This window comes from Gluconobacter sp. OJB, assembly GCF_039638275.1.
In the GTDB taxonomy this organism is placed as follows: domain Bacteria; phylum Pseudomonadota; class Alphaproteobacteria; order Acetobacterales; family Acetobacteraceae; genus Gluconobacter; species Gluconobacter cerevisiae.
On record NZ_JBDIWH010000001.1, the window covers coordinates 977,973 to 996,148 of the forward strand.

Here is an 18,176-nt window from a genome sequence, read left to right on the forward strand (position 1 = left end):
TTCCGGAACTGACGCTCCCTTATCATGACCAGCACCAACGATATCAGATCGGCCTTTCTCGAATATTTCGGTGCACAGGGCCACCGCATCGTTCCTTCGGCATCTCTCGTGCCCCAGAACGACCCGACACTGCTGTTCACCAATGCTGGCATGGTGCCGTTCAAGAACGTCTTCACCGGTCAGGAAACCCGCCCTTACTCTCGCGCTACTACGGCTCAGAAAGTCGTACGAGCGGGCGGAAAGCACAACGATCTCGACAATGTCGGCTACACTGCGCGCCATCATACGTTTTTTGAGATGATGGGAAATTTCAGCTTCGGGGATTACTTCAAGCCCGAAGCCATTGAGTTCGCCTGGACGCTGCTGACCCGCGATTTTGGGCTTCCCAAGGACAAGCTGCTCGCCACCGTCTATGCGGAAGACGAAGACGCCGCGCAACTTTGGAAGAAGATCGCAGGTCTGTCCGATGACCGGATCATCCGCATTGGCACGTCCGACAACTTCTGGCGTATGGGCGATACGGGACCATGTGGTCCGTGTTCCGAGATTTTCTACGACCACGGGGATAGCGTTTTCGGTGGTCCGCCAGGCAGCCCCGATGAGGACGGCGACCGTTTCGTCGAGATCTGGAACCTCGTGTTCATGCAGTTTCTCGATCAGCCGGATGGTTCGCGCGATTCCCTGCCCCGCCCCTCGATCGATACGGGCATGGGACTGGAGCGTTTTGCCGCGATCATGCAGGGCAAGCGCGACAACTATGATACCGATACAATGCGTGCGCTTATCGAAGCCTCGGCTGATGTGATGCATCAGGACGCGGACGGCGCTTTCAAGTCGAGCCATCGCGTTGTCGCCGACCACCTGCGCTCTACCGCTTTCCTGATTGCCGATGGCGTACTGCCGTCCAAAGAAGGGCGTGGCTATGTGCTGCGTCGTATCATGCGTCGCGCCATGCGCCATTTGCACATGATGGGCGCGAAGGAACCTGTTTTCTATCGTCTGCTCCCAGCGCTGATCCAGCAAATGGGCGCGGCCTATCCCGAGTTGGTCCAGCATCAAGCGCTTATCGCACAGACCATGAAGGGCGAAGAAGAACGCTTCACGGCTCTTCTGGAGCGTGGTCTTACGCTGCTCTCTGACGAGTTGGACCGCCTGGAAGAGACTGAAGCCCTTCCCGGCGATGTCGCTTTCAAGCTTTATGACACGTTCGGATTCCCGCTCGATCTGACGCAGGATGCCCTGCGCGAAAAGGGTCGTACGGTTGACGAGAGCGGCTTCGAGACCGCCATGGCCGAACAGCGCAAGCGGGCTCGTGCAGCCTGGGTCGGATCGGGTGATACTGCTGCCGAGACGGTCTGGTTTGATGCACGCGACAAGCACGGTCCCAGCGAATTCCTCGGCTATGTTTCGGAAAAGGCCGATGCGGAAGTACAGGGCATCTTCCGTGGTAATGACGAACTGGCTTCAGCTTCCGCCAGCGATGATACGGTTGCGATTCTGCTGAACCAGACGCCGTTCTACGGAGAGAGCGGCGGACAGGTTGGCGATCATGGAACGCTGACAGCCGCTGGCCTTCGTGTCGAGATTACAGACACGCAAAAGCGCAACGGCGATCTGATCGTCCATTACGGCAAGGTTGTCGAAGGCACGCTGAAACCGGGCATGGCGGTTCATGCCGAGATTGATCACGGCCGCCGCACGGCGGTCCGCGGCCATCATTCCGCGACCCATCTGCTGCATGAAGCCCTGCGCCGTCAGGTCGGGACGCATGTCACGCAGAAAGGCAGCCTGAATGCACCGGAGCGTCTGCGTTTCGATATCAGCCAGCCACGCCCGCTGACAGATGAGGAACTTGCCGCAGTCGAAGCCGAGGTCAATGCCCGCATTCGCGAGAACGCTCCGGTCCAGACACGCCTGATGACGCAGGACGAAGCCGTTGCGGAAGGTGCAATGGCGCTCTTTGGCGAAAAATACGGCGACGAGGTTCGCGTGGTTTCGATGGGCAAGGGCGATGACGATCGTACGGCCTATTCCATCGAGCTTTGCGGTGGCACGCATGTGGGGCGCGTAGGCGAGATCGGTCCGTTCCGTATTGTCTCAGAGAGCGGTGTCTCGGCGGGCGTGCGTCGGATCGAAGCTGTTTGTGGTCTGGCTGCGGAAGCACTGTCCCTGGAAACAGAAAGCCGCCTGAAACAGATTGCGGATCTGCTCAAGGTTCCCGTCACCGACGCGGCTGCCCGTGTGGCGGCACTGCTCGAAGAGCGCAAGTCCCTGACGTCGCAGGTTTCCGATCTTCAGCGCAAACTGGCGACCGGCGAAGGCACGAGCGCGACCGAGAGCATCAACGGCATCACACTTTCGGCACGCGATCTCGGTGATGTCAGCCCCAAAGAACTCAAGGGGCTGGCAGAGAGCATTTCCCAGCAGATCGGGTCCGGCGTTGTAGCCTTGATGTCCAATGCGGATGGTCGTGGCAGTATTGTGATTGCCGTGACCAAGGACCTGACGGCCCGTCTGGATGCGGTCAAGCTGGTCCGTGAAGCATCTGCGCTGATGGGTGGCAAAGGTGGCGGCGGACGGCCAGATATGGCTCAGGCCGGTGGACCGGATGCCAATGCGGATGCGGTCTTTGCAATGCTGCGCACGACATTGGAAGCCGCATAAGCAATCGCATCATGGTATGTCAGTGTAGTGACAAAGCATGGGTTTGACGGAATCATGCTTTACCTGTCCTGACAAAGCCTTCTAACTGCCCGGTAGTTCAAGATGAAGGAGAACACCATGGCCTGTGGTCGTGATACTCTGGCGAAACTGCTGGGCGGCGTCCGGAAATTCGAAACGGACGTTTATCCCGAGAGTGCGGAACTGTTTGAGAGTCTGGCCTCCAGCCAGTCTCCCTCCACCCTGTTCATCACCTGCGCAGATAGCCGGATCAGCCCAAGTCTGATTACCCAGACAGAGCCGGGTGAGCTGTTCATCGTACGCAATGTCGGCAATATCGTGCCCGCTTATGGCGAAATGCTGGGCGGTGTGTCGTCTGCGATCGAATATGCAGTTGGCGCGCTCAAGGTAAAGAACGTCATCATCTGCGGTCACTCCAACTGTGGCGCCATGGGCGCGCTGATGGATCTGAATTCCCCGAAGCTGGACAATCTGCCGACGGTCAAGAGCTGGATGCGCCACGGTGAAGCCGCCCGCGCAGCGCTTGGCAACCTGAAAGCAGAGGATGCCGGATCGGAAGACATTCGTTCCCTCGCCGAATACAACGTCATGCTTCAGCTTGTGCATCTTCGCACCCATCCTGCCGTTGTGCGGGCTATGGCACAGGGCGAACTGAAGCTGCAGGGCTGGTTCTACGACATTCCCAAGGGCGAGATCCTCATCATTGATGAGAGTACACGCAAGACACGCACCGTCGAGAGCGTGCTTGAGGAAATGCGCGTTACCGAAGGACAGGCCGCCTGAAACAGGCCACTGCTTCCGTGCTGGCCGGTCTTATAGGGATCGCCAGCATGGAAACGACTTCGGCGCATATTCTGAAACTCTCAACCTGGAACATGGACTGGCTGACCCTGCGCTCTACGGGCGATGGAGCACTGCCGGACGATGTTCCCGGTGGAGAGCATCGCGATTTTTCAAAACTCGCGGCATATTCCCGGCATCTGGACTCTGATGTCGTGGCTTTTGAGGAAGTGGACGGCCCGATCGCCGCTTCCCGGGTTTTCAACCCCAAAACATATCAGATTCTTCTGACGCCTGATGCGGTGGTGCAGAGAGTGGGCGTCGCCGTGCGTCGCGATCTGCATGTGACGGTCAATGAGGAACTCTCGGCCCTCAATGTCGCGGCACCAGATGCGCCCCACCAACTTCGCGGTGGTCTGGATGTCACCATCAGCGACGCACACGCCAGCCTGCGTCTGCTGGTCGTGCATCTCAAGACGGGGTGTTGGGATCAACCGCTGAACCAGCGGCAGCACTCCTGCCCCACCCTGTATCAGCAGGTTCGCGTCATGCAGGACTGGATGCTCGAACGACAGGACGAGGGCGACGCCTATGCCGTTCTGGGGGATTTCAACCGGCGCCTGACTCTGCATGATCCGCTAATGCAGCAGATCGAGACTGAAACGCCGGTGACGCTAACAACAGCGGGCAAGGCCAGTCCGTGCTGGGGCGGCGAATATTTCATCGACCATATTCTTCTCGGCAATGCGGCACAGAACTGGCTCGTGCCGAACAGCCTGCGGGTCATGACATATAAAAACGATACGACCCCTGAGGGTCTTTCAGATCACTGCCCGGTTTCAATCCGACTGGACATGCCCTGAAGGGGGCGTTGCGGACCCGAAAGTTCCGGTCCATGAAAGACTCCCCTTCCGCTGCCTCATCCGGAGCGACCGATGACTGATTTTCGATCTGCATGGCCCTTCACCCCTTTGGCCCCTCAGGTCGCGGTTCGGATCGCGCGGCCTATGCCGGACCTGTCTCCGGCGATCGAAAGTCGTGTGGCATCACACTGGAATGCCGCGCTTGCGAAACATCCCACGCTCTATAACGGGCGCGTTTTCTGTGCCGATGTCATCAACGCCGAAATCATCAGCGGGCACTGGTCGGAATACAGGCGGGTTCTGGCCCAGATGCGGGAGCCAGATCTGTATGGTGCGGATTTTCTGCGTCCACTGGCGGTCGTAGGCCTGTTGCGGACAACCGACGGGATCGTCATCGGGCAGCGTTCGGAAACATCCATTTACCTTCCCGGATACTGGCAGGGCGCTCCAGCGGGCAATGTGGAAAGCCGCGATGGGGAGGCGCAGATTGATCTGGCGGCCCAGTTGATGGCGGAATGTCTTGAAGAACTGGGGGTGTCTGAGACGGAATGTCAGATCGGAGGTTGTCTTCTGGCCTGTGAACACCCGCAGACCCATATCGTGGATGTCGGCATGGACATCATCGCCACGCTGGATTTCGAATCTCTGAAAGAACGCTGCAACCGTCTGGGTAATGCAGAATACCAGAGACTGATGTTGATCCGGCCCGATACGACACTGCCCACACCGCTCGTCCCTACATTATCCGCCATGCTGGAGCGAAACCGATGACCTACCGTATTCTGGATGCTTCAGGCTTGCGGGAGTGGCTTGCACAGCAGCCGGATCTGTCGGAGCGACTGGGAGGCGATGCTGCCAATTGGTCCATCCGTGAAGTCAGCGATGGCAATCTCAACACGGTGTTTCTGGTAGACGGTCCGGTTGGAGCGCTCTGCTGCAAGCAGGCTCTGCCTCATGTCCGCGTGGCGCCGGACTGGCCCATGCCGCTGGAGCGGGCGCTGTATGAATCGCGCTATATGCAGACTGTGGCGCCCGCCGCTCCGGGGTTGATGCCGGAATTTTTGGCTTATGATGCAGATCTGTTTCTGATCGTCATGGAATGCCTGACGGCGCATGAAGTTCTGCGATCGGCGCTGATCGCGGATCGTGCGGTTCCGGGATTTTCCGCCGTGATCGGGACCTATGTGGCCAAAACCGTGCAGGCGACGGGATGGGTAAACCAGCCGTTTGAGGCCGGAGCGCGCCTGCTGGAGCAGTTTTCCGGCAATACCGCCCTCACCCGCATTACGGTCGATCTGATCCTGACAGACCCGTACCGCGTTTGCGATCGCAACCCGGAACCGGAAGCCGGTCTGCGCGAAGACGTGAAAGCACTTCAGACCGACCGAACACTGCACCTCGCTGTCGGCCGGCTTCAGGAGCGCTTTCTGACGGCAAGGCAGGCGCTGCTTCATGGCGATCTGCACACCGGCTCGATCATGCTGGACGGTTCGGATGTCCGCGTCATTGACGGCGAGTTCGCTACGATGGGGCCGGTCGGGTTCGACTGCGGGCTTTATTTGGGCAATCTGGCGCTGCATCTCTGCGCCGCCCCCTACAAGGTTGCGTTCCTCAGAAGCGAAATGCTGGCCTTCTGGAAAAGCTTCTCAACAGAATTACGCTCCAGTCTCTCGAAAGACGGCGGCGATCTTTGGACACTCTCCGAACCTGCGGCCCGTCAGGATCTGATCGAGGCGTTCCTGAATAGTATCCTGCGCGATACGGCGGGATTTTGTGGACTGGAAATGATCCGACGGACGGTCGGGTTTGCACAGGTCGCCGACTACGAATTGTGCCGCACCGAAAAGGATCGTCTTTTGGCGCGACAGAAAGCACTCCAGATCGGACGGACACTAGTGGTGCAGAGTGCATCGCTACGGAGTTTTGCCGACATCCTCTCCCTGATGGGACTATGATAAAAAAAAACCCGCTCCTTTCAGAGCGGGGGTTTTTCTTGTCAGGCGGCTGACATGCCGATCTGTTTGATGTCATGAAACGTAAGATCGGGATTCATCTCGATGGTCCGGCGCATCATGAAAGAAGAGGTCGCGAGGAAAACCGGATCTCCATCCAGATCATCGGCCATAGCCGAGCGGTTCATATCCTGGAACATCTCGATCTTGGCGCGGTCACCCGTGATCCAGCGGGCCAGCGAGTAGGGCGTGCTCTCGAAGCCGATGGTCACACCGTATTCGCCCTGAAGACGGGACTGAAGCACGTCAAGCTGGAGCGTTCCAACCACGCCCACGATCGGCGAGAGGCCATCCTGCGGACGGAAAAGCTGCACCACACCCTCCTCGGCCAGCTCCACAAGGGCCTGACGCAGCTTCTTGGCCTTCATCGCGTCATCAAGACGGACACGGCGCAGAATTTCGGGGGCGAAGTGTGGCACGCCCGTAAAGCGCAGATCTTCGCTCTCGCTCAGCGTATCGCCAATCCGTAACGTGCCGTGGTTCGGAATACCAACAACGTCGCCACCGAACGCCTCTTCGGCAAGCTGGCGGTCACGGGCGAAGAAGAACTGCGGTGTATGCAGGGCAAACTGCTTACCGGTCCGGACATGCTTAAGGCGCATCCCACGGGTCAGACGGCCTGAACAGACGCGGGCGAAAGCCATACGGTCACGATGGTTCGGGTCCATATTGGCTTGAATCTTGAAAATCAGCGCCGTGACCTGATCTTCGGAAGCCTTGACCTCGCGTGTTTCGGTCTGCTGCGCACGAGGTGGGGGACCATAAGCCACAAGCGCGTCGAGCAGGTCCGTCACACCGATTTCCTTCATGGCCGAGCCAAAGAAGACCGGGGACAGATGGCCCGCGTCGAAGGAGTCCCGATCGAACAGGGGAAGTGCGGCTTCGGCAAGCTCGACTTCCTCGCGCATCTGGATGATGCGGGGATCGTCTTCGCCGACAGGCTCTTTCGTATGCACTTCCTGCGTCCGCAGATCGTAAGTGCCAATGAACTTGGCTGCACGCCCGATCGGCCATGTTGCCGGAGACGTGTCCAGCGCAAGCGTATTGGCGATTTCGTCGAGCAGCGCAAAACAGTCCTGCGCTTCACGGTCCATCTTGTTGATGAAGGTGACGATGGGAATGTCGCGCAGGCGGCAGATTTCGAACAGTTTGCGGGTTCGGTCTTCGATACCTTTGGCGGCGTCGATGACCATGACCGCGCAGTCCACGGCCGTCAGGGTGCGATAGGTGTCTTCGGAGAAGTCTTCATGGCCCGGCGTATCGAGCAGGTTGAAGACGCAGTCGCCATATTCGAAGGTCATGACCGATGTCACGACGGAAATGCCACGGTCGCGTTCGATCCCCATCCAGTCGGACTTCGTGCGACGACGTTCGCCCTTGGCGCGGACATTGCCCGCCATCTGGATCGCACCACCCGCTCGCAGGATGCGTTCGGTCAGGGTCGTCTTACCGGCGTCAGGATGGGAAATGATTGCGAACGTACGCCGACGAGCGATCTCGCGGCTGATTTCAGCGCTCTGCGCCTCTGACATGATGCCTCCGATGACAACAGCAAATCCGGGAGAAGTCCGGGACCGGCTCCCTCGCAGTGTCCGGGGTCAGATAGCACGTCTGACAACAGTGGGGGACACCCGGAAAATGTGCTTTTCCGTTGGGAGGCGCAATGTGGAGAAACCGGCTTTTTCCGTCAAGGGAGAAAGGCGCTGCTCCCGTGCGAACTTACCAGCGAAACCCCAGTGTATGCCCTGTGAGACTGCGAACGACATTACGCACGGAATCCACGGTCTTTCCCGCCGCCGTACGCTCCATCACAGGCGGAATGACCCGACAGCGTCTGGGCGTCCAGACAATGTTTCCATCCTTGCAGTGGACGGGATGCGGCCCCGCTGGTGGCGGATGATAGTGCATGTCGGGTGCAATGAAGGTGTTGATGCCGCGTGCCTGCGCAGAAACGCATACACCCGCGAAAATCAGAATGATCCATAGCCCAGACCGCATGTGCCTCTGCCCCACTCCCTGCGACACAGACAGCATCACTCGGCAACAGAACGATACACCACTACCGCCTCCTTCCAGCCAGAATAAAAAAATGCCGGATGGGAGAACCCATCCGGCATTTTCCGGTCGCATTCCGATCCGGGCCCAAAAGCCCGGTTCAGGATCAGCGGGAGTAGAACTCGACAACCAGGTTCGGTTCCATCTGCACCGGATACGGCACGTCCGTGAGAACCGGAATACGCAGGAACGTACCCTTCATCTGGCGGTGATCGACTTCAACGTATTCCGGCGTGTCGCGCTCACCCGTCTGCACAGCGTCGAGCACAATGGCGAGCTGCTTGGAGGAGGAACGGACTTCGATGACGTCGCCTTCCTTCACGAGGTAAGACGGGATGTTCACCTTCTTGCCGTTGACCGTGACGTGGCCGTGGCTGATGAACTGACGCGATGCGAACGGCGTGATCGCGAACTTCAGACGGTACACAACGGCGTCCAGACGACGCTCCAGCAGACCGATCAGGTTCTCGGACGTATCGCCCTTGCGACGGACGGCTTCGTCATAATACTTGCGGAACTGCTTCTCGCTGATGTTGCCGTAGTAGCCCTTGAGCTTCTGCTTGGCCATCAGCTGGATGGAGAAGTCGGACGGCTTCTGCTTGCGGCGCTGACCGTGCTGGCCGGGGCCGTATTCGCGACGGTTGACCGGGGACTTGGCACGGCCCCACAGGTTGACGCCGAGGCGGCGGTTGATCTTGTACTTGCTCTCAAGACGCTTTGACATGGGTTGACCCCTGTACTCATCAGAACCGCCCCATGCTGCATGGCGGTCCGTTTTGTTGTGCCGGTAGGCTCTCTCCCGGATTGGAAAGAGCGGGCGCGCACCCAGATGCCGAACCGGCGGGGTTGCAGACTCCCGCACTGATGGACCGGCCGGTACGTCCACGTTTCCGGCTGTGCCGTCGCGCCTACAGGAGTCCCCGGGCGGGGTCAATCAAAACCTGCTTGCAAGCGTGGTCATTTTCTTGCAGTGGGGACCAGGAAGTTGCGCAACCATCCCTCTTCCGGTTGCGCTGACTGTCCGGATCTCCCCTTCGCTTTTTTCCGAGCACTCCTGAAGGGGAGCAACACGATTTTTCGAGTTTCCGTATGAAAATCTACCGCTTCAATCCCAAGGCCGGCCGTATCGGCGAAGGCTCCCTCGAAGGACTGGTGCAGTCCCTTGATGCGCCCCTGCCCCCCAAGCCCGGGGAGAGCGTCATCAAGCGTGCCTTCAAGAGATTCGGTCTCGCCCAGATGCATATGTCCCATCTGGTGATCGATGACCGCACGATCTATCTGCGTGGCAAGGCGGACAACGCCAAGGACCGCGACCAGATGATCCTTGCAGCAGGCAATGTCGCAGGCGTCTCCGCAGTCGAGGCCGAAATTGCCGTGCCCGCCGGAACTCCGGACCCGGATTTTCTGGAGATCAAGACAAGCAAAACGCTCGATGAGGTTGCGGACAAGCTGCCGCAGGACATCACCGGCGATGAGTTGCTGGATGCCAATCAGCCGCTTGTCACGGCCAAGGATGACATTTATCCGGGTCAGACCATCCGCCTGCCCACCGAAGACTGACCTGTTCGTCGTGGCTCCTCAAAGATGGGGTGCCACGACAGCTTTTCAGAGCCCGGCAATGGCAGGACGGTCCTGACCCCCATTCCCGGAACTCTCCTCATGGACTCCATCGAACCTCTCGACGTCGAACGGGTGCGACCGCCCCACGGCGTCGGACCGGCCATGCTGTCCCTTATGCTGGCGACATTCACCATCGGCACCGGCGAATTCGCCATGATGGGTCTGTTGCCGGAATTTTCCCATTCCCTGAACATCACCATTCCGCAGGCAAGCTGGGCCATCTCGGCTTATGCGATGGGGGTTGTCGTCGGAGCGCCGCTGATTGCGATCACTGGCGCGCGTCTGCCGCGGCGCACACTTCTGCTCTGTCTTCTGTGCCTGTTCATCGCTGGCAATATCGGCAGCATTCTGATGCCGAACCTTGCTGGCATTGAACTCATGCGGTTCATGACCGGACTGCCTCATGGCGCGTTTTTCGGCGTTTCGGCTCTGATCGGCGCATCGATGGTCGAGCGTGCCCGGCGCGGACGGGCGGTCGGACGCGTTTTGTCAGGCATCATGATCTCGACCGTTATCGGATCACCACTGTCAACATATGCTGCAAGTCATGTCGGCTGGCGCGTCACTTACGGGGTTATTGCGGCACTGGGCCTCGTGTGTTTCGTGGGAATCTGGTTCTTCGCCCCTCGTGACAGGCCGCATCCGGGCGCAACCGCACTGACCGAACTCGGCGCGTTCAAACGGCCTCAGGTTCTGTTGACGCTGCTGACCAGCGCAGTCGGGTTTGGTGGACTGTTCGGAATCTACACCTTCCTCACAACCGGACTGACGGACATCACGCAGCTTCCGGGCTGGCTCGTGGCTGTCTATCAGGTCGTGTGGGGACTGGGCATGGTGGCGGGCAATGCGTTCGGCGGGGCCATGGCGGACCGTAGCATCGACCGGACGGTGATCGTCTCCCTGACGGTCAGCATTGTCTTCATGCTGGGGTTCTGGCTGTTGCTGCCCTCTCCTTACGCCATGTTGCCGATCACGTTCCTGGTTCCGGCCGGGATCATCATGCTCTCACCTGCCCTTCAGACACGACTAATGGAAGTCGCCGGGGACGCCCAGACACTGGCGGCCTCGCTCAACCACTCGGCTTTCAATATGGCCAACGCCTTCGGGGCCTGGTTTGGAGCCATGCTGGTCAGTTCAGGGTTCGGGCTGGGGTCCGTTGGCTGGGGTGGCGCCATCTTCTCGGCGCTGGGACTGGTGATTTACGGTCTTACGATGTGGCAGGCACGGGTTTCCGCATCACGCGAAGCAGCCTGATCCCGAAGGCCACGCAGGTCGTGGCCAGCGCCAGCGCCATGCCGATCCAGAGACCTTCAACGCCGAAATGCTGATGAAAAGCCAGCCAGCCGCCGAAGACCAGGCCGACCAGACCATAACTCGCCATGGCAATCAGCATGGGCGTCACGGCGTCTCCGCAGCCCCGGAGGGCACCATTGAAGACGCATTGCAGGCCATCCGCGATCTGGTAGAGCCCGGCAATCTTGAGGAGCGTCACGACAAGCGCCGTGGTTTCAGGGTCCGGCGTACGATTCGAGAAATAGAGCGGCAGGATCTTTTCCGGCCAGATCAGTAGCAGCGAGGATGTGGCAAGGCTCCACATCAGCACGATGCCCATTCCGGTCAGAGCCGCGCGACGCCCCTGCTCCATGCGCCCTGCTCCGCGCCAGTACGCCACGCGCACATTCGTCGCCTGACCGATCGCCAGACACACCATGAACAGCAGCGAACTGACATTGACCGCCACCTGATGGGCCGCAAGACTGGGCGTTCCGAGTTCACCGGCACGCAGACTGGTGATCTGAAACATCAGGATTTCAGCAGCAGCCCCCATCATCATGGGACCACCCAGCTTCAGAAGATCCTTCATGACGGCCCATTGCACGGGCGCGGGCTTCAGGACTGCCCTGACGCGCTCATGAGTCAGGCAGAGACCGAACAAAGCAAAACTGACGACCCAGCCAGTCAGGGTCGTCGCCGTTGCGGAACCATAAAGCCCCATGGCCGGAAGTCCCGCCCAGCCGTGGATCAGCGCTGCATTGGTCAGACCGTTGCAGATCGCCATGGCCGGCATGATCCAGAGCAGCAGCGTTTCGGCGCCCAGCGCCGGCAGTGCGACACGCAGCACCCCAATAACGGCCAGATCAGGCAGAAGTGACAGCAGCAGAATATCAATGAAGCGGCTGCCATGCGTGATCACTTCCGCCGGTTCGCCGATGGAAGCGAATATGGTTTTCGAAAATGCTAGCAGCAGGGCACACGGAATGAAGACCGCGATGGCGAGCGCGAGCGTCGCGCTCATGACGCTGCGCCCGTCATGGGACGTGCGACCATGATCCTGAGCGCCGCGCCCATGTGACAGAAGCACCCCTGCCCCGCCGAGAACGGCCTGGAACGTCACCATGGTCGTGAAGAAGAACGTGCTGGACAGACCACCAATGGCAAGTTCCGTCACACCCAGGCCACCGAGCAGGATGGTATCCGTGACACCCATCGCCATTTCAGAGAGCTGTGACAGGGCCAGCGGCAGCGCAATCCGCACGAGCGTTAAGGCATGATTGCGTGGCGTTGTCGGGTCAGACGGCGGATGACTGGAAAAGGTGCTGCTCATGCCTCCCTAATACAGGCGTCAAACCTGCCGACAAGAGTAACAAAGCCTGTTGCACCCGAACCAAGGCTGGCGCATTGATCGGCATATGGCCGATCCTGCTGCACACGTGCTCCGCCTGCACGATACCCATCTTCGCGAAAAGCGACCGTTCACGCCCCTCGATCCTGAGAATGTGCGCGTCTATTTCTGCGGACCGACCGTCTATGACCGCGCGCATCTGGGCAACCTGCGCGCCATGATGTGCGCGGATATCCTCATCCGCCTGCTGCGGACGCTCTATCCACGCGTCACCTACGTTCGTAACGTCACCGACGTGGACGACAAGATCAACGCGCGCGCAAAAGAGAACGGCGAGGACATTTCCGCCCTGACCGAACGCACGACGCAGGCCTTTCATGAAGATCTCGCGTCACTCTTCATTCTGCCGCCCGATATCGAACCCCGCGCCACCCATCATATCGACGATATGCTGGAGATGATCGCGCAGCTGATCGAAACGGGACATGCCTATGAAGCCGAAGGGCATGTGCTGTTTGCGGTGCGCAGTTTCCCGTCCTATGGCGCACTGTCAGGCCGCTCGCTCGATGATATGATTGCGGGCGCCCGTGTTGAAGTCGCACCTTACAAGCGTGATCCGGGCGATTTCGTGCTGTGGAAGCCCTCTGCACCGGATCTGCCGGGTTGGGACAGCCCTTATGGGCGTGGACGTCCGGGCTGGCATATCGAATGCTCGGCCATGTCGCACCGCTATCTGGGCGAGAGCTTCGACATTCATGGCGGCGGCGACGACCTGCTTTTTCCGCATCATGAGAACGAGCGCGCGCAGTCCATGTGCTGCCATCCGCATGGCAAATTCGCCACGCACTGGGTCCATAACGGGATGCTGCTGTCGAACGGCGAGAAAATGTCGAAATCGCTCGGCAATTTCTTCACGATCCGCGAAGTGCTGGACCGTTCGCCCGCCGAACCGCTGCGTCTGCTTTATCTGGGCGCGCAGTATCGCTCCACGCTGGATTTCAGCTGGGACAAGCTTGAAGAAGCCCGTCGGGTACTGGATCGGCTGTACCGGGCACTTGAACGCGGCGATGCGCAACCGGGTGCCGCTGTTCCGGCAGCGGTCATGGACGCGCTGTGCGACGATCTGAACACGCCTTTGGCCATCGCGGCCCTCCACCCGCTGGCGGACGCCGCCATGCAGGGCGATCAGGACGCGGCCTCCAGTCTTCTGGCTGCCGGAAAGATGCTGGGCCTGTTCAATGTCACCCCCGCCGAGTGGTTCCAGTCCGGTGTGGATGCCAGTGCGATCGAAACCCTGATCGAAGAGCGCCTTGCGGCCCGCAAGTCCCGCGATTTCGCCCGTGCTGATGCCATTCGTGCGCAGCTTGCCGCCGATGGCATTACCCTTGAAGACGGCCCCGGTGGCACAACATGGCGAAAGGCGTAATCATGACCGGACGTGACGGCGGGGCGGATATCGGCCCCCTTGGAGACTTTGATCCGGTTGTGATTCTGGTGCGTCCGCAGCTTGCCGAGAATATCGGCACGACCGCGCGCGCCATGGCGAATGGCGGCCTGTTCCATCTGCGCATTGTGGCACCGCGCGACGGCTGGCCGCAGGAACGCGCCTGGTATGCGTCGTCAGGCGCGGATCGGATTCTGGATGCGGCGCAGGTTTTCGAAACCGTGGACGACGCGGTGGCGGACCTGCACCGTATTTTCGCAACGTGTCCGCGCCCGCGCCATGTGGTCAAGCCGGTCATGACCGCGCGAGGTGCCGCGGCCGAACTGCGCGTCGCCTCCACCCGCGGCCTGCGCACCGGCATCCTGTTCGGACCCGAGCGCGCAGGGCTGGACAACGAGGACATGGCCCGCGCCGATACGCTGGTCCGCTATCCGCTCAACCCGAAATTCATGTCCCTCAACCTCGCACAGGCCGTGCTCATCATGGCCTATGAGTGGTTCCTGACCGAGGACATGACGCCACCGCGCGAACTCATGACCAATGAGACGCATGTGGCGACGAAGGGGGAGATGGAAAATTTCATGTCCCACCTCATCCGCGATCTGGATGAGACCAATTTCCTCAGAAACGAGCAGAAACGCCCCGGCATGGTGCGGAACCTGCGTCATTTCTTCACCAGAGGCGAAGTCACGGAACAGGAGCTTCGCACCCTTCACGGCGTTGTCAGCGAACTGAGCAGCGCCCGCAGGAACAGGAGCTGACCCCATGATTCACTGGCGCCACCGGAAACGGATGCAAGCCCGACCTGATCCGGGGGCGCCAGAATCACAGCACGGACATCCCACCGTCGTCGAGACGGTCAACAGGATCCGGGCGCATGTTCTCGAAGAGAACGGCCGCAGCGACATCATCCGCACCGGTCTGGATGCCGGGGTTTTCGGGGATCTCTACCACACCCTCATGACCATGAGCTGGTTCACGTTCTTCTGGGCGTCCATGGGGCTGTATCTGGTCATCAATGTCGCCTTTGCCCTGATGTATTACGTCATCCCGCACAGCGTCAGTGGCGTTCCGAACGGGGATTTCCTCGACGATATTTTCTTTAGCGTTCAAACCATTTCGACCGTGGGCTACGGCACCATGGCTCCAGTCGGACGACTGACAAACACCATCGTCTCGTTCGAAGTGCTGGCGGGCATGATGCTGAACGCGCTCGCCACAGGGCTGGTCTTCGCCCGCTTTTCGCGCCCCCGCGCCCGCGTCCTGTTCAGTCATGTCGCGGTCGTCTCCTATGACGACGTGATCCCCACTCTCACGATTCGCATTGCCAACCAGCGCCGGACCCTGATTCTGTCCGCCAATATCGAGATGACCCTCACGCGCCTGATGCCGGACGAACGCGGACGTCTGGTCCGGCGTTTCGACCGCCTGACGCTCGTGCAGTCCCACATGCCGATCTTCCGGATCAGTCTGAACGCAACCCATCTGATCGATGCACAGAGCCCGCTTTATGGCCTGTCCGCCGAGACGCTGATCGATCAGAACGCGGAAATCATCATCACGATGGACGGGACGGACGAAATCTCGTCCCAGACCGTTTTCGCCCGTCATGCCTACGAAATCGGACATGTGAAACACGGCTACCGTTTTTCGGATATGATCGCCAATCGTCCGGACGGGCGCGTGGAAGTCGATTTCCGTCGTTTCCATACGACCGAGCCGGGCGATACGCCGCAAACGCCTGATCCTACCCCCTGACAGGAGACATCCCATGACGGATATCGTGACGGACGACAGACATGATTTCGGAACCGGCCTGCTGAAAGCCTCGGTCAGAAGCCATGGCGCCGAACTGGTCGCCTTGCATAACGGGACGGACGATCTGCTCTGGAACGCAGGACCGGCATGGCCGAGACAGTCGCCGGTCCTGTTTCCGATTATTGGCCGCCTCCCCGAACATGAGATTACGCTCGATGGCACGCCCGTCCGGCTGAAACAGCACGGCTTAGCGCGTGACCGGGTCTTCCGCTGGATCGCACGGACGCCCGAGGGCTGCACACTGGAGCTGGTGGACGACGCCGAAAGCCGTGCGCTCTTCCCGTCCGCGTTCAAGCTGCGACTGGTCTATCTGATCGAGAACAACACTCTGCGTGTCTCGTATCATCTGCATAATCCGGACAGCACCAGCACGCTTCATGCCTCCCTCGGGGCACATCCGGCGTTCCGCTGGCCGCTGAAAGAGGGCGTGGCAAAAGACAGCTACAAGCTGGTTTTTGAATATGACGAGCCCCTGCCCGTCCGACGCATTGACGCTGACGGACTGCTTTTGCCGGAAAAACAGCATACGCCGGTCCGGGACAACGTGCTTGCACTGACGGATGCGCTTTTTGAAAAAGACGCGCTCATCATGGAGAAGCCCGAAAGCCGGTCCGTGGACATGGTCGGGCCGGACGGAGCGGGCATCCGGTTTGTCTGGGGCGGATTTAAAGAGCTTGGCCTGTGGACGAAACCGGGAGCCGATTTCCTGTGCATCGAGCCCTGGTACGGCTATGCGACACCGGTTGGGTTCAAAGGCGATTTTTCACAAAAACCCGGCCTGTTACATCTAAAGCCGGGCGAAAGCTGGACGGCGTTCTGGTCCGTCAGAGCGATCTGAAAAAATCAGCCCCGTCGTGCTTTTCAGAAAACACGACGGGGAGACAGGCTCAGGCCTGAATGGCGTCCAGCAAACGAGCAACTGTGCGTTCGCGCCCCATCAGGCCAAGCAGGACGTGCAATTCCGGACCTGCATCTTCACCAGTCAGGGCCAGACGCAGCGGCATGAAGAGGGTCCGCCCCTTGCGGCCCGAAGCCTCCTTGAGCGTATTGGTCCAGTCCTTCCAGGTGTCCTCGCCCCATGGCTCGGCGGGAAGGGTGTCGAGGGCCTGCTGAAGGAACTCACGGTCTTCAGGCTGTGAGGGCGGGACGATCGTGCCATGCACCACGTCCCACCAATGCGGGATCTCGGCGGAGAGGTCGACGTTTCCGCGCACGGCGTTCCAGAACGTCTCGTCGGCTTCCGGCGGCAGATGCGCCTTTGCAGCCTCGAACGGCAGACTGTGCAGCGCACGGCGGTTCAGGGCGAGAAGCTGCGTCATGTCGAACCGCGCGGCCGACTTGGAAACATGCGAGATGTCATAGGCCGCAATGGCCTCGTCCATCGTCATGACCTGCGGATCATCCGACGATCCCACGCGGGCAAGATAGGAGACGATCGACATCGGCTCCAGCCCGTCCTGACGCAGGGATTTCAGCGCGAGCGAGTCGAACCGCTTGGACAGCTTCCCGCCATCAGAATCCAGCAACAGCGGCAGATGCGCAAAGGTGAAGCGGTTGGGCTTCGCACCCAGCGCCTCGGCGATATCGATCTGCACGCCGGTGTTCGTCACATGGTCTTCACCACGGACGATATGCGTGATGCCCAGATCCAGATCGTCGATCACGGAGGCCAGCGTGTAGAGGATCGTGCCGTCCCCGCGTACCAGAACCGGATCGGAAATGGCCGTCAGCTTGACCGAGCACTCATCCATGACGAGGTCGTTCCACTTGCGGCTGCCATCGCTGAGGCGGAAGCGCCAGTGCGGGGTTTTGCCGTTGGCTTCGGCGCGGGCGCGCTGGTCAGCCGTAAGCTTGAGCATGGCGCGATCATAGATCGGTGCCTTGCCGCAGCGGATACGGGCTTCGCGCTTGGCGTTCAGTTCATATTCCGTCTCGAAACACGGATAGAGACGGCCTGTTGCCTTCAGCTTTTCAATGACTTCGGCATAACGATCCAGCCGCTCAGACTGGCGGACGTACTCGTCCCATTTCAGCCCCAGCCAGGACAGGTCCTTGCCGATTGCCTCTTCATATTCGGGCTTGCCACGGCTGGTATCGGTATCGTCGATCCGCAGCAAGAATTTTGCGCCGTTATGGCGCGCGAAAAGGAAGTTGGCGACGGCAAGACGCGCATTGCCAACATGCAGGTAACCGGTCGGAGACGGAGCGAAGCGCAGTTTCATGACGTCTTAATGCCGCATGATGCGCCGCGTTTCCAGAGCGGGTTTTCAGGAAGGGTC

Annotated in this window: 16 protein-coding genes; 11 read left to right on the forward strand and 5 right to left on the reverse strand. The window is 60.0% G+C overall.

The window, feature by feature from the left end; all coding sequences use genetic code 11:
- Positions 1–24 precede the first annotated feature (24 nt).
- The 5 genes from alaS (at position 25) to mtnK (ending at position 6,280) form a co-directional block, all read left to right on the forward strand.
- Positions 25–2,664, forward strand: coding sequence for an alanine--tRNA ligase (gene alaS, locus ABDK74_RS04505; protein WP_346002867.1), 2,640 nt, complete (start codon positions 25–27; stop codon positions 2,662–2,664).
- A 117-nt stretch (positions 2,665–2,781) separates the two neighbouring features.
- Positions 2,782–3,465, forward strand: coding sequence for a carbonic anhydrase (locus ABDK74_RS04510; RefSeq protein ID WP_346002868.1), 684 nt, complete (start codon positions 2,782–2,784; stop codon positions 3,463–3,465).
- Positions 3,466–3,512: 47 nt separating this feature from the next.
- The gene (locus ABDK74_RS04515; protein WP_346002869.1) at positions 3,513–4,325 is read left to right on the forward strand and encodes an endonuclease/exonuclease/phosphatase family protein; all 813 of its coding nucleotides are present in this window, start codon (positions 3,513–3,515) and stop codon (positions 4,323–4,325) included.
- A gap of 72 nt (positions 4,326–4,397) precedes the next feature.
- Positions 4,398–5,096 carry a hypothetical protein gene (locus ABDK74_RS04520; protein WP_346002870.1) on the forward strand — a complete coding sequence of 233 codons (699 nt, stop codon included), beginning with the start codon at positions 4,398–4,400 and terminating at the stop codon, positions 5,094–5,096.
- A complete protein-coding gene (mtnK, locus tag ABDK74_RS04525) occupies positions 5,093–6,280 on the forward strand; it encodes an S-methyl-5-thioribose kinase (RefSeq protein WP_346002871.1) in 1,188 nt (395 codons plus the stop codon). Before ABDK74_RS04520 ends, mtnK begins: the two co-directional genes overlap by 4 nt.
- A gap of 41 nt (positions 6,281–6,321) precedes the next feature.
- Here mtnK and ABDK74_RS04530 read toward each other — a convergent pair whose 3' ends face one another.
- From ABDK74_RS04530 to rpsD, 3 genes are all read right to left on the reverse strand, one after another.
- Entirely contained in the window at positions 6,322–7,869 is a 1,548-nt protein-coding gene (locus ABDK74_RS04530; RefSeq protein WP_346002872.1) for a peptide chain release factor 3, read from the reverse strand.
- A 187-nt stretch (positions 7,870–8,056) separates the two neighbouring features.
- On the reverse strand, positions 8,057–8,335 hold the full coding sequence (locus ABDK74_RS04535; protein WP_346002873.1) for a hypothetical protein: 279 nt from the start codon (positions 8,333–8,335) through the stop codon (positions 8,057–8,059).
- A gap of 163 nt (positions 8,336–8,498) precedes the next feature.
- Entirely contained in the window at positions 8,499–9,116 is a 618-nt protein-coding gene (gene rpsD, locus ABDK74_RS04540; protein ID WP_194254326.1) for a 30S ribosomal protein S4, read from the reverse strand.
- A 365-nt stretch (positions 9,117–9,481) separates the two neighbouring features.
- Here rpsD and ABDK74_RS04545 point away from each other — a divergent pair, with 365 nt between their 5' ends.
- Entirely contained in the window at positions 9,482–9,952 is a 471-nt protein-coding gene (locus ABDK74_RS04545; protein ID WP_194254325.1) for a BON domain-containing protein, read from the forward strand.
- A 99-nt stretch (positions 9,953–10,051) separates the two neighbouring features.
- Positions 10,052–11,266: an MFS transporter gene (locus ABDK74_RS04550; protein WP_346002874.1), complete on the forward strand. Its 1,215-nt coding sequence runs from the start codon at positions 10,052–10,054 to the stop codon at positions 11,264–11,266.
- Here the strand turns inward: ABDK74_RS04550 and ABDK74_RS04555 are convergent.
- The gene (locus tag ABDK74_RS04555) at positions 11,220–12,617 is read right to left on the reverse strand and encodes an MATE family efflux transporter (protein ID WP_346002875.1); all 1,398 of its coding nucleotides are present in this window, start codon (positions 12,615–12,617) and stop codon (positions 11,220–11,222) included. The genes ABDK74_RS04550 and ABDK74_RS04555 overlap by 47 nt on opposite strands.
- A gap of 85 nt (positions 12,618–12,702) precedes the next feature.
- Between ABDK74_RS04555 and cysS the strand changes: the two genes are divergently transcribed.
- The 4 genes from cysS to ABDK74_RS04575 are packed head-to-tail and all read left to right on the forward strand — an operon-like array spanning position 12,703 to position 16,735.
- The gene (cysS, locus tag ABDK74_RS04560; protein WP_346002876.1) at positions 12,703–14,061 is read left to right on the forward strand and encodes a cysteine--tRNA ligase; all 1,359 of its coding nucleotides are present in this window, start codon (positions 12,703–12,705) and stop codon (positions 14,059–14,061) included.
- A 2-nt stretch (positions 14,062–14,063) separates the two neighbouring features.
- On the forward strand, positions 14,064–14,840 hold the full coding sequence (locus ABDK74_RS04565; RefSeq protein WP_099285569.1) for an RNA methyltransferase: 777 nt from the start codon (positions 14,064–14,066) through the stop codon (positions 14,838–14,840).
- A gap of 4 nt (positions 14,841–14,844) precedes the next feature.
- Complete coding sequence (locus tag ABDK74_RS04570) at positions 14,845–15,837, forward strand: ion channel (RefSeq protein WP_228120905.1); 993 nt, start codon at positions 14,845–14,847, stop codon at positions 15,835–15,837.
- Between the two features lie 13 nt (positions 15,838–15,850).
- Entirely contained in the window at positions 15,851–16,735 is an 885-nt protein-coding gene (locus ABDK74_RS04575; protein ID WP_346002877.1) for an aldose 1-epimerase family protein, read from the forward strand.
- 49 nt (positions 16,736–16,784) lie between these two features.
- Here the strand turns inward: ABDK74_RS04575 and gltX are convergent, their stop codons facing one another.
- Complete coding sequence (gene gltX / locus ABDK74_RS04580; protein ID WP_346002878.1) at positions 16,785–18,119, reverse strand: glutamate--tRNA ligase; 1,335 nt, start codon at positions 18,117–18,119, stop codon at positions 16,785–16,787.
- Positions 18,120–18,176: the final 57 nt, after the last annotated feature.

Excerpts from the sequence above, each read along its gene's own strand:
- ABDK74_RS04535 (WP_346002873.1), bottom strand. The coding sequence starts at position 8,335 with ATGCGGTCTGGGCTATGGATCATTCTGATTTTCGCGGGTGTATGCGTT.
- ABDK74_RS04545 (WP_194254325.1), top strand. The coding sequence starts at position 9,482 with ATGAAAATCTACCGCTTCAATCCCAAGGCCGGCCGTATCGGCGAAGGC.
- ABDK74_RS04510 (WP_346002868.1), top strand. The coding sequence starts at position 2,782 with ATGGCCTGTGGTCGTGATACTCTGGCGAAACTGCTGGGCGGCGTCCGG.
- rpsD (WP_194254326.1), bottom strand. The coding sequence starts at position 9,116 with ATGTCAAAGCGTCTTGAGAGCAAGTACAAGATCAACCGCCGCCTCGGC.
- cysS (WP_346002876.1), top strand. The coding sequence starts at position 12,703 with ATGGCCGATCCTGCTGCACACGTGCTCCGCCTGCACGATACCCATCTT.
- alaS (WP_346002867.1), top strand. The coding sequence starts at position 25 with ATGACCAGCACCAACGATATCAGATCGGCCTTTCTCGAATATTTCGGT.
- ABDK74_RS04565 (WP_099285569.1), top strand. The coding sequence starts at position 14,064 with ATGACCGGACGTGACGGCGGGGCGGATATCGGCCCCCTTGGAGACTTT.
- ABDK74_RS04555 (WP_346002875.1), bottom strand. The coding sequence starts at position 12,617 with ATGAGCAGCACCTTTTCCAGTCATCCGCCGTCTGACCCGACAACGCCA.
- ABDK74_RS04570 (WP_228120905.1), top strand. The coding sequence starts at position 14,845 with ATGATTCACTGGCGCCACCGGAAACGGATGCAAGCCCGACCTGATCCG.
- ABDK74_RS04575 (WP_346002877.1), top strand. The coding sequence starts at position 15,851 with ATGACGGATATCGTGACGGACGACAGACATGATTTCGGAACCGGCCTG.
- mtnK (WP_346002871.1), top strand. The coding sequence starts at position 5,093 with ATGACCTACCGTATTCTGGATGCTTCAGGCTTGCGGGAGTGGCTTGCA.
- ABDK74_RS04515 (WP_346002869.1), top strand. The coding sequence starts at position 3,513 with ATGGAAACGACTTCGGCGCATATTCTGAAACTCTCAACCTGGAACATG.
- gltX (WP_346002878.1), bottom strand. The coding sequence starts at position 18,119 with ATGAAACTGCGCTTCGCTCCGTCTCCGACCGGTTACCTGCATGTTGGC.
- ABDK74_RS04520 (WP_346002870.1), top strand. The coding sequence starts at position 4,398 with ATGACTGATTTTCGATCTGCATGGCCCTTCACCCCTTTGGCCCCTCAG.
- ABDK74_RS04530 (WP_346002872.1), bottom strand. The coding sequence starts at position 7,869 with ATGTCAGAGGCGCAGAGCGCTGAAATCAGCCGCGAGATCGCTCGTCGG.
- ABDK74_RS04550 (WP_346002874.1), top strand. The coding sequence starts at position 10,052 with ATGGACTCCATCGAACCTCTCGACGTCGAACGGGTGCGACCGCCCCAC.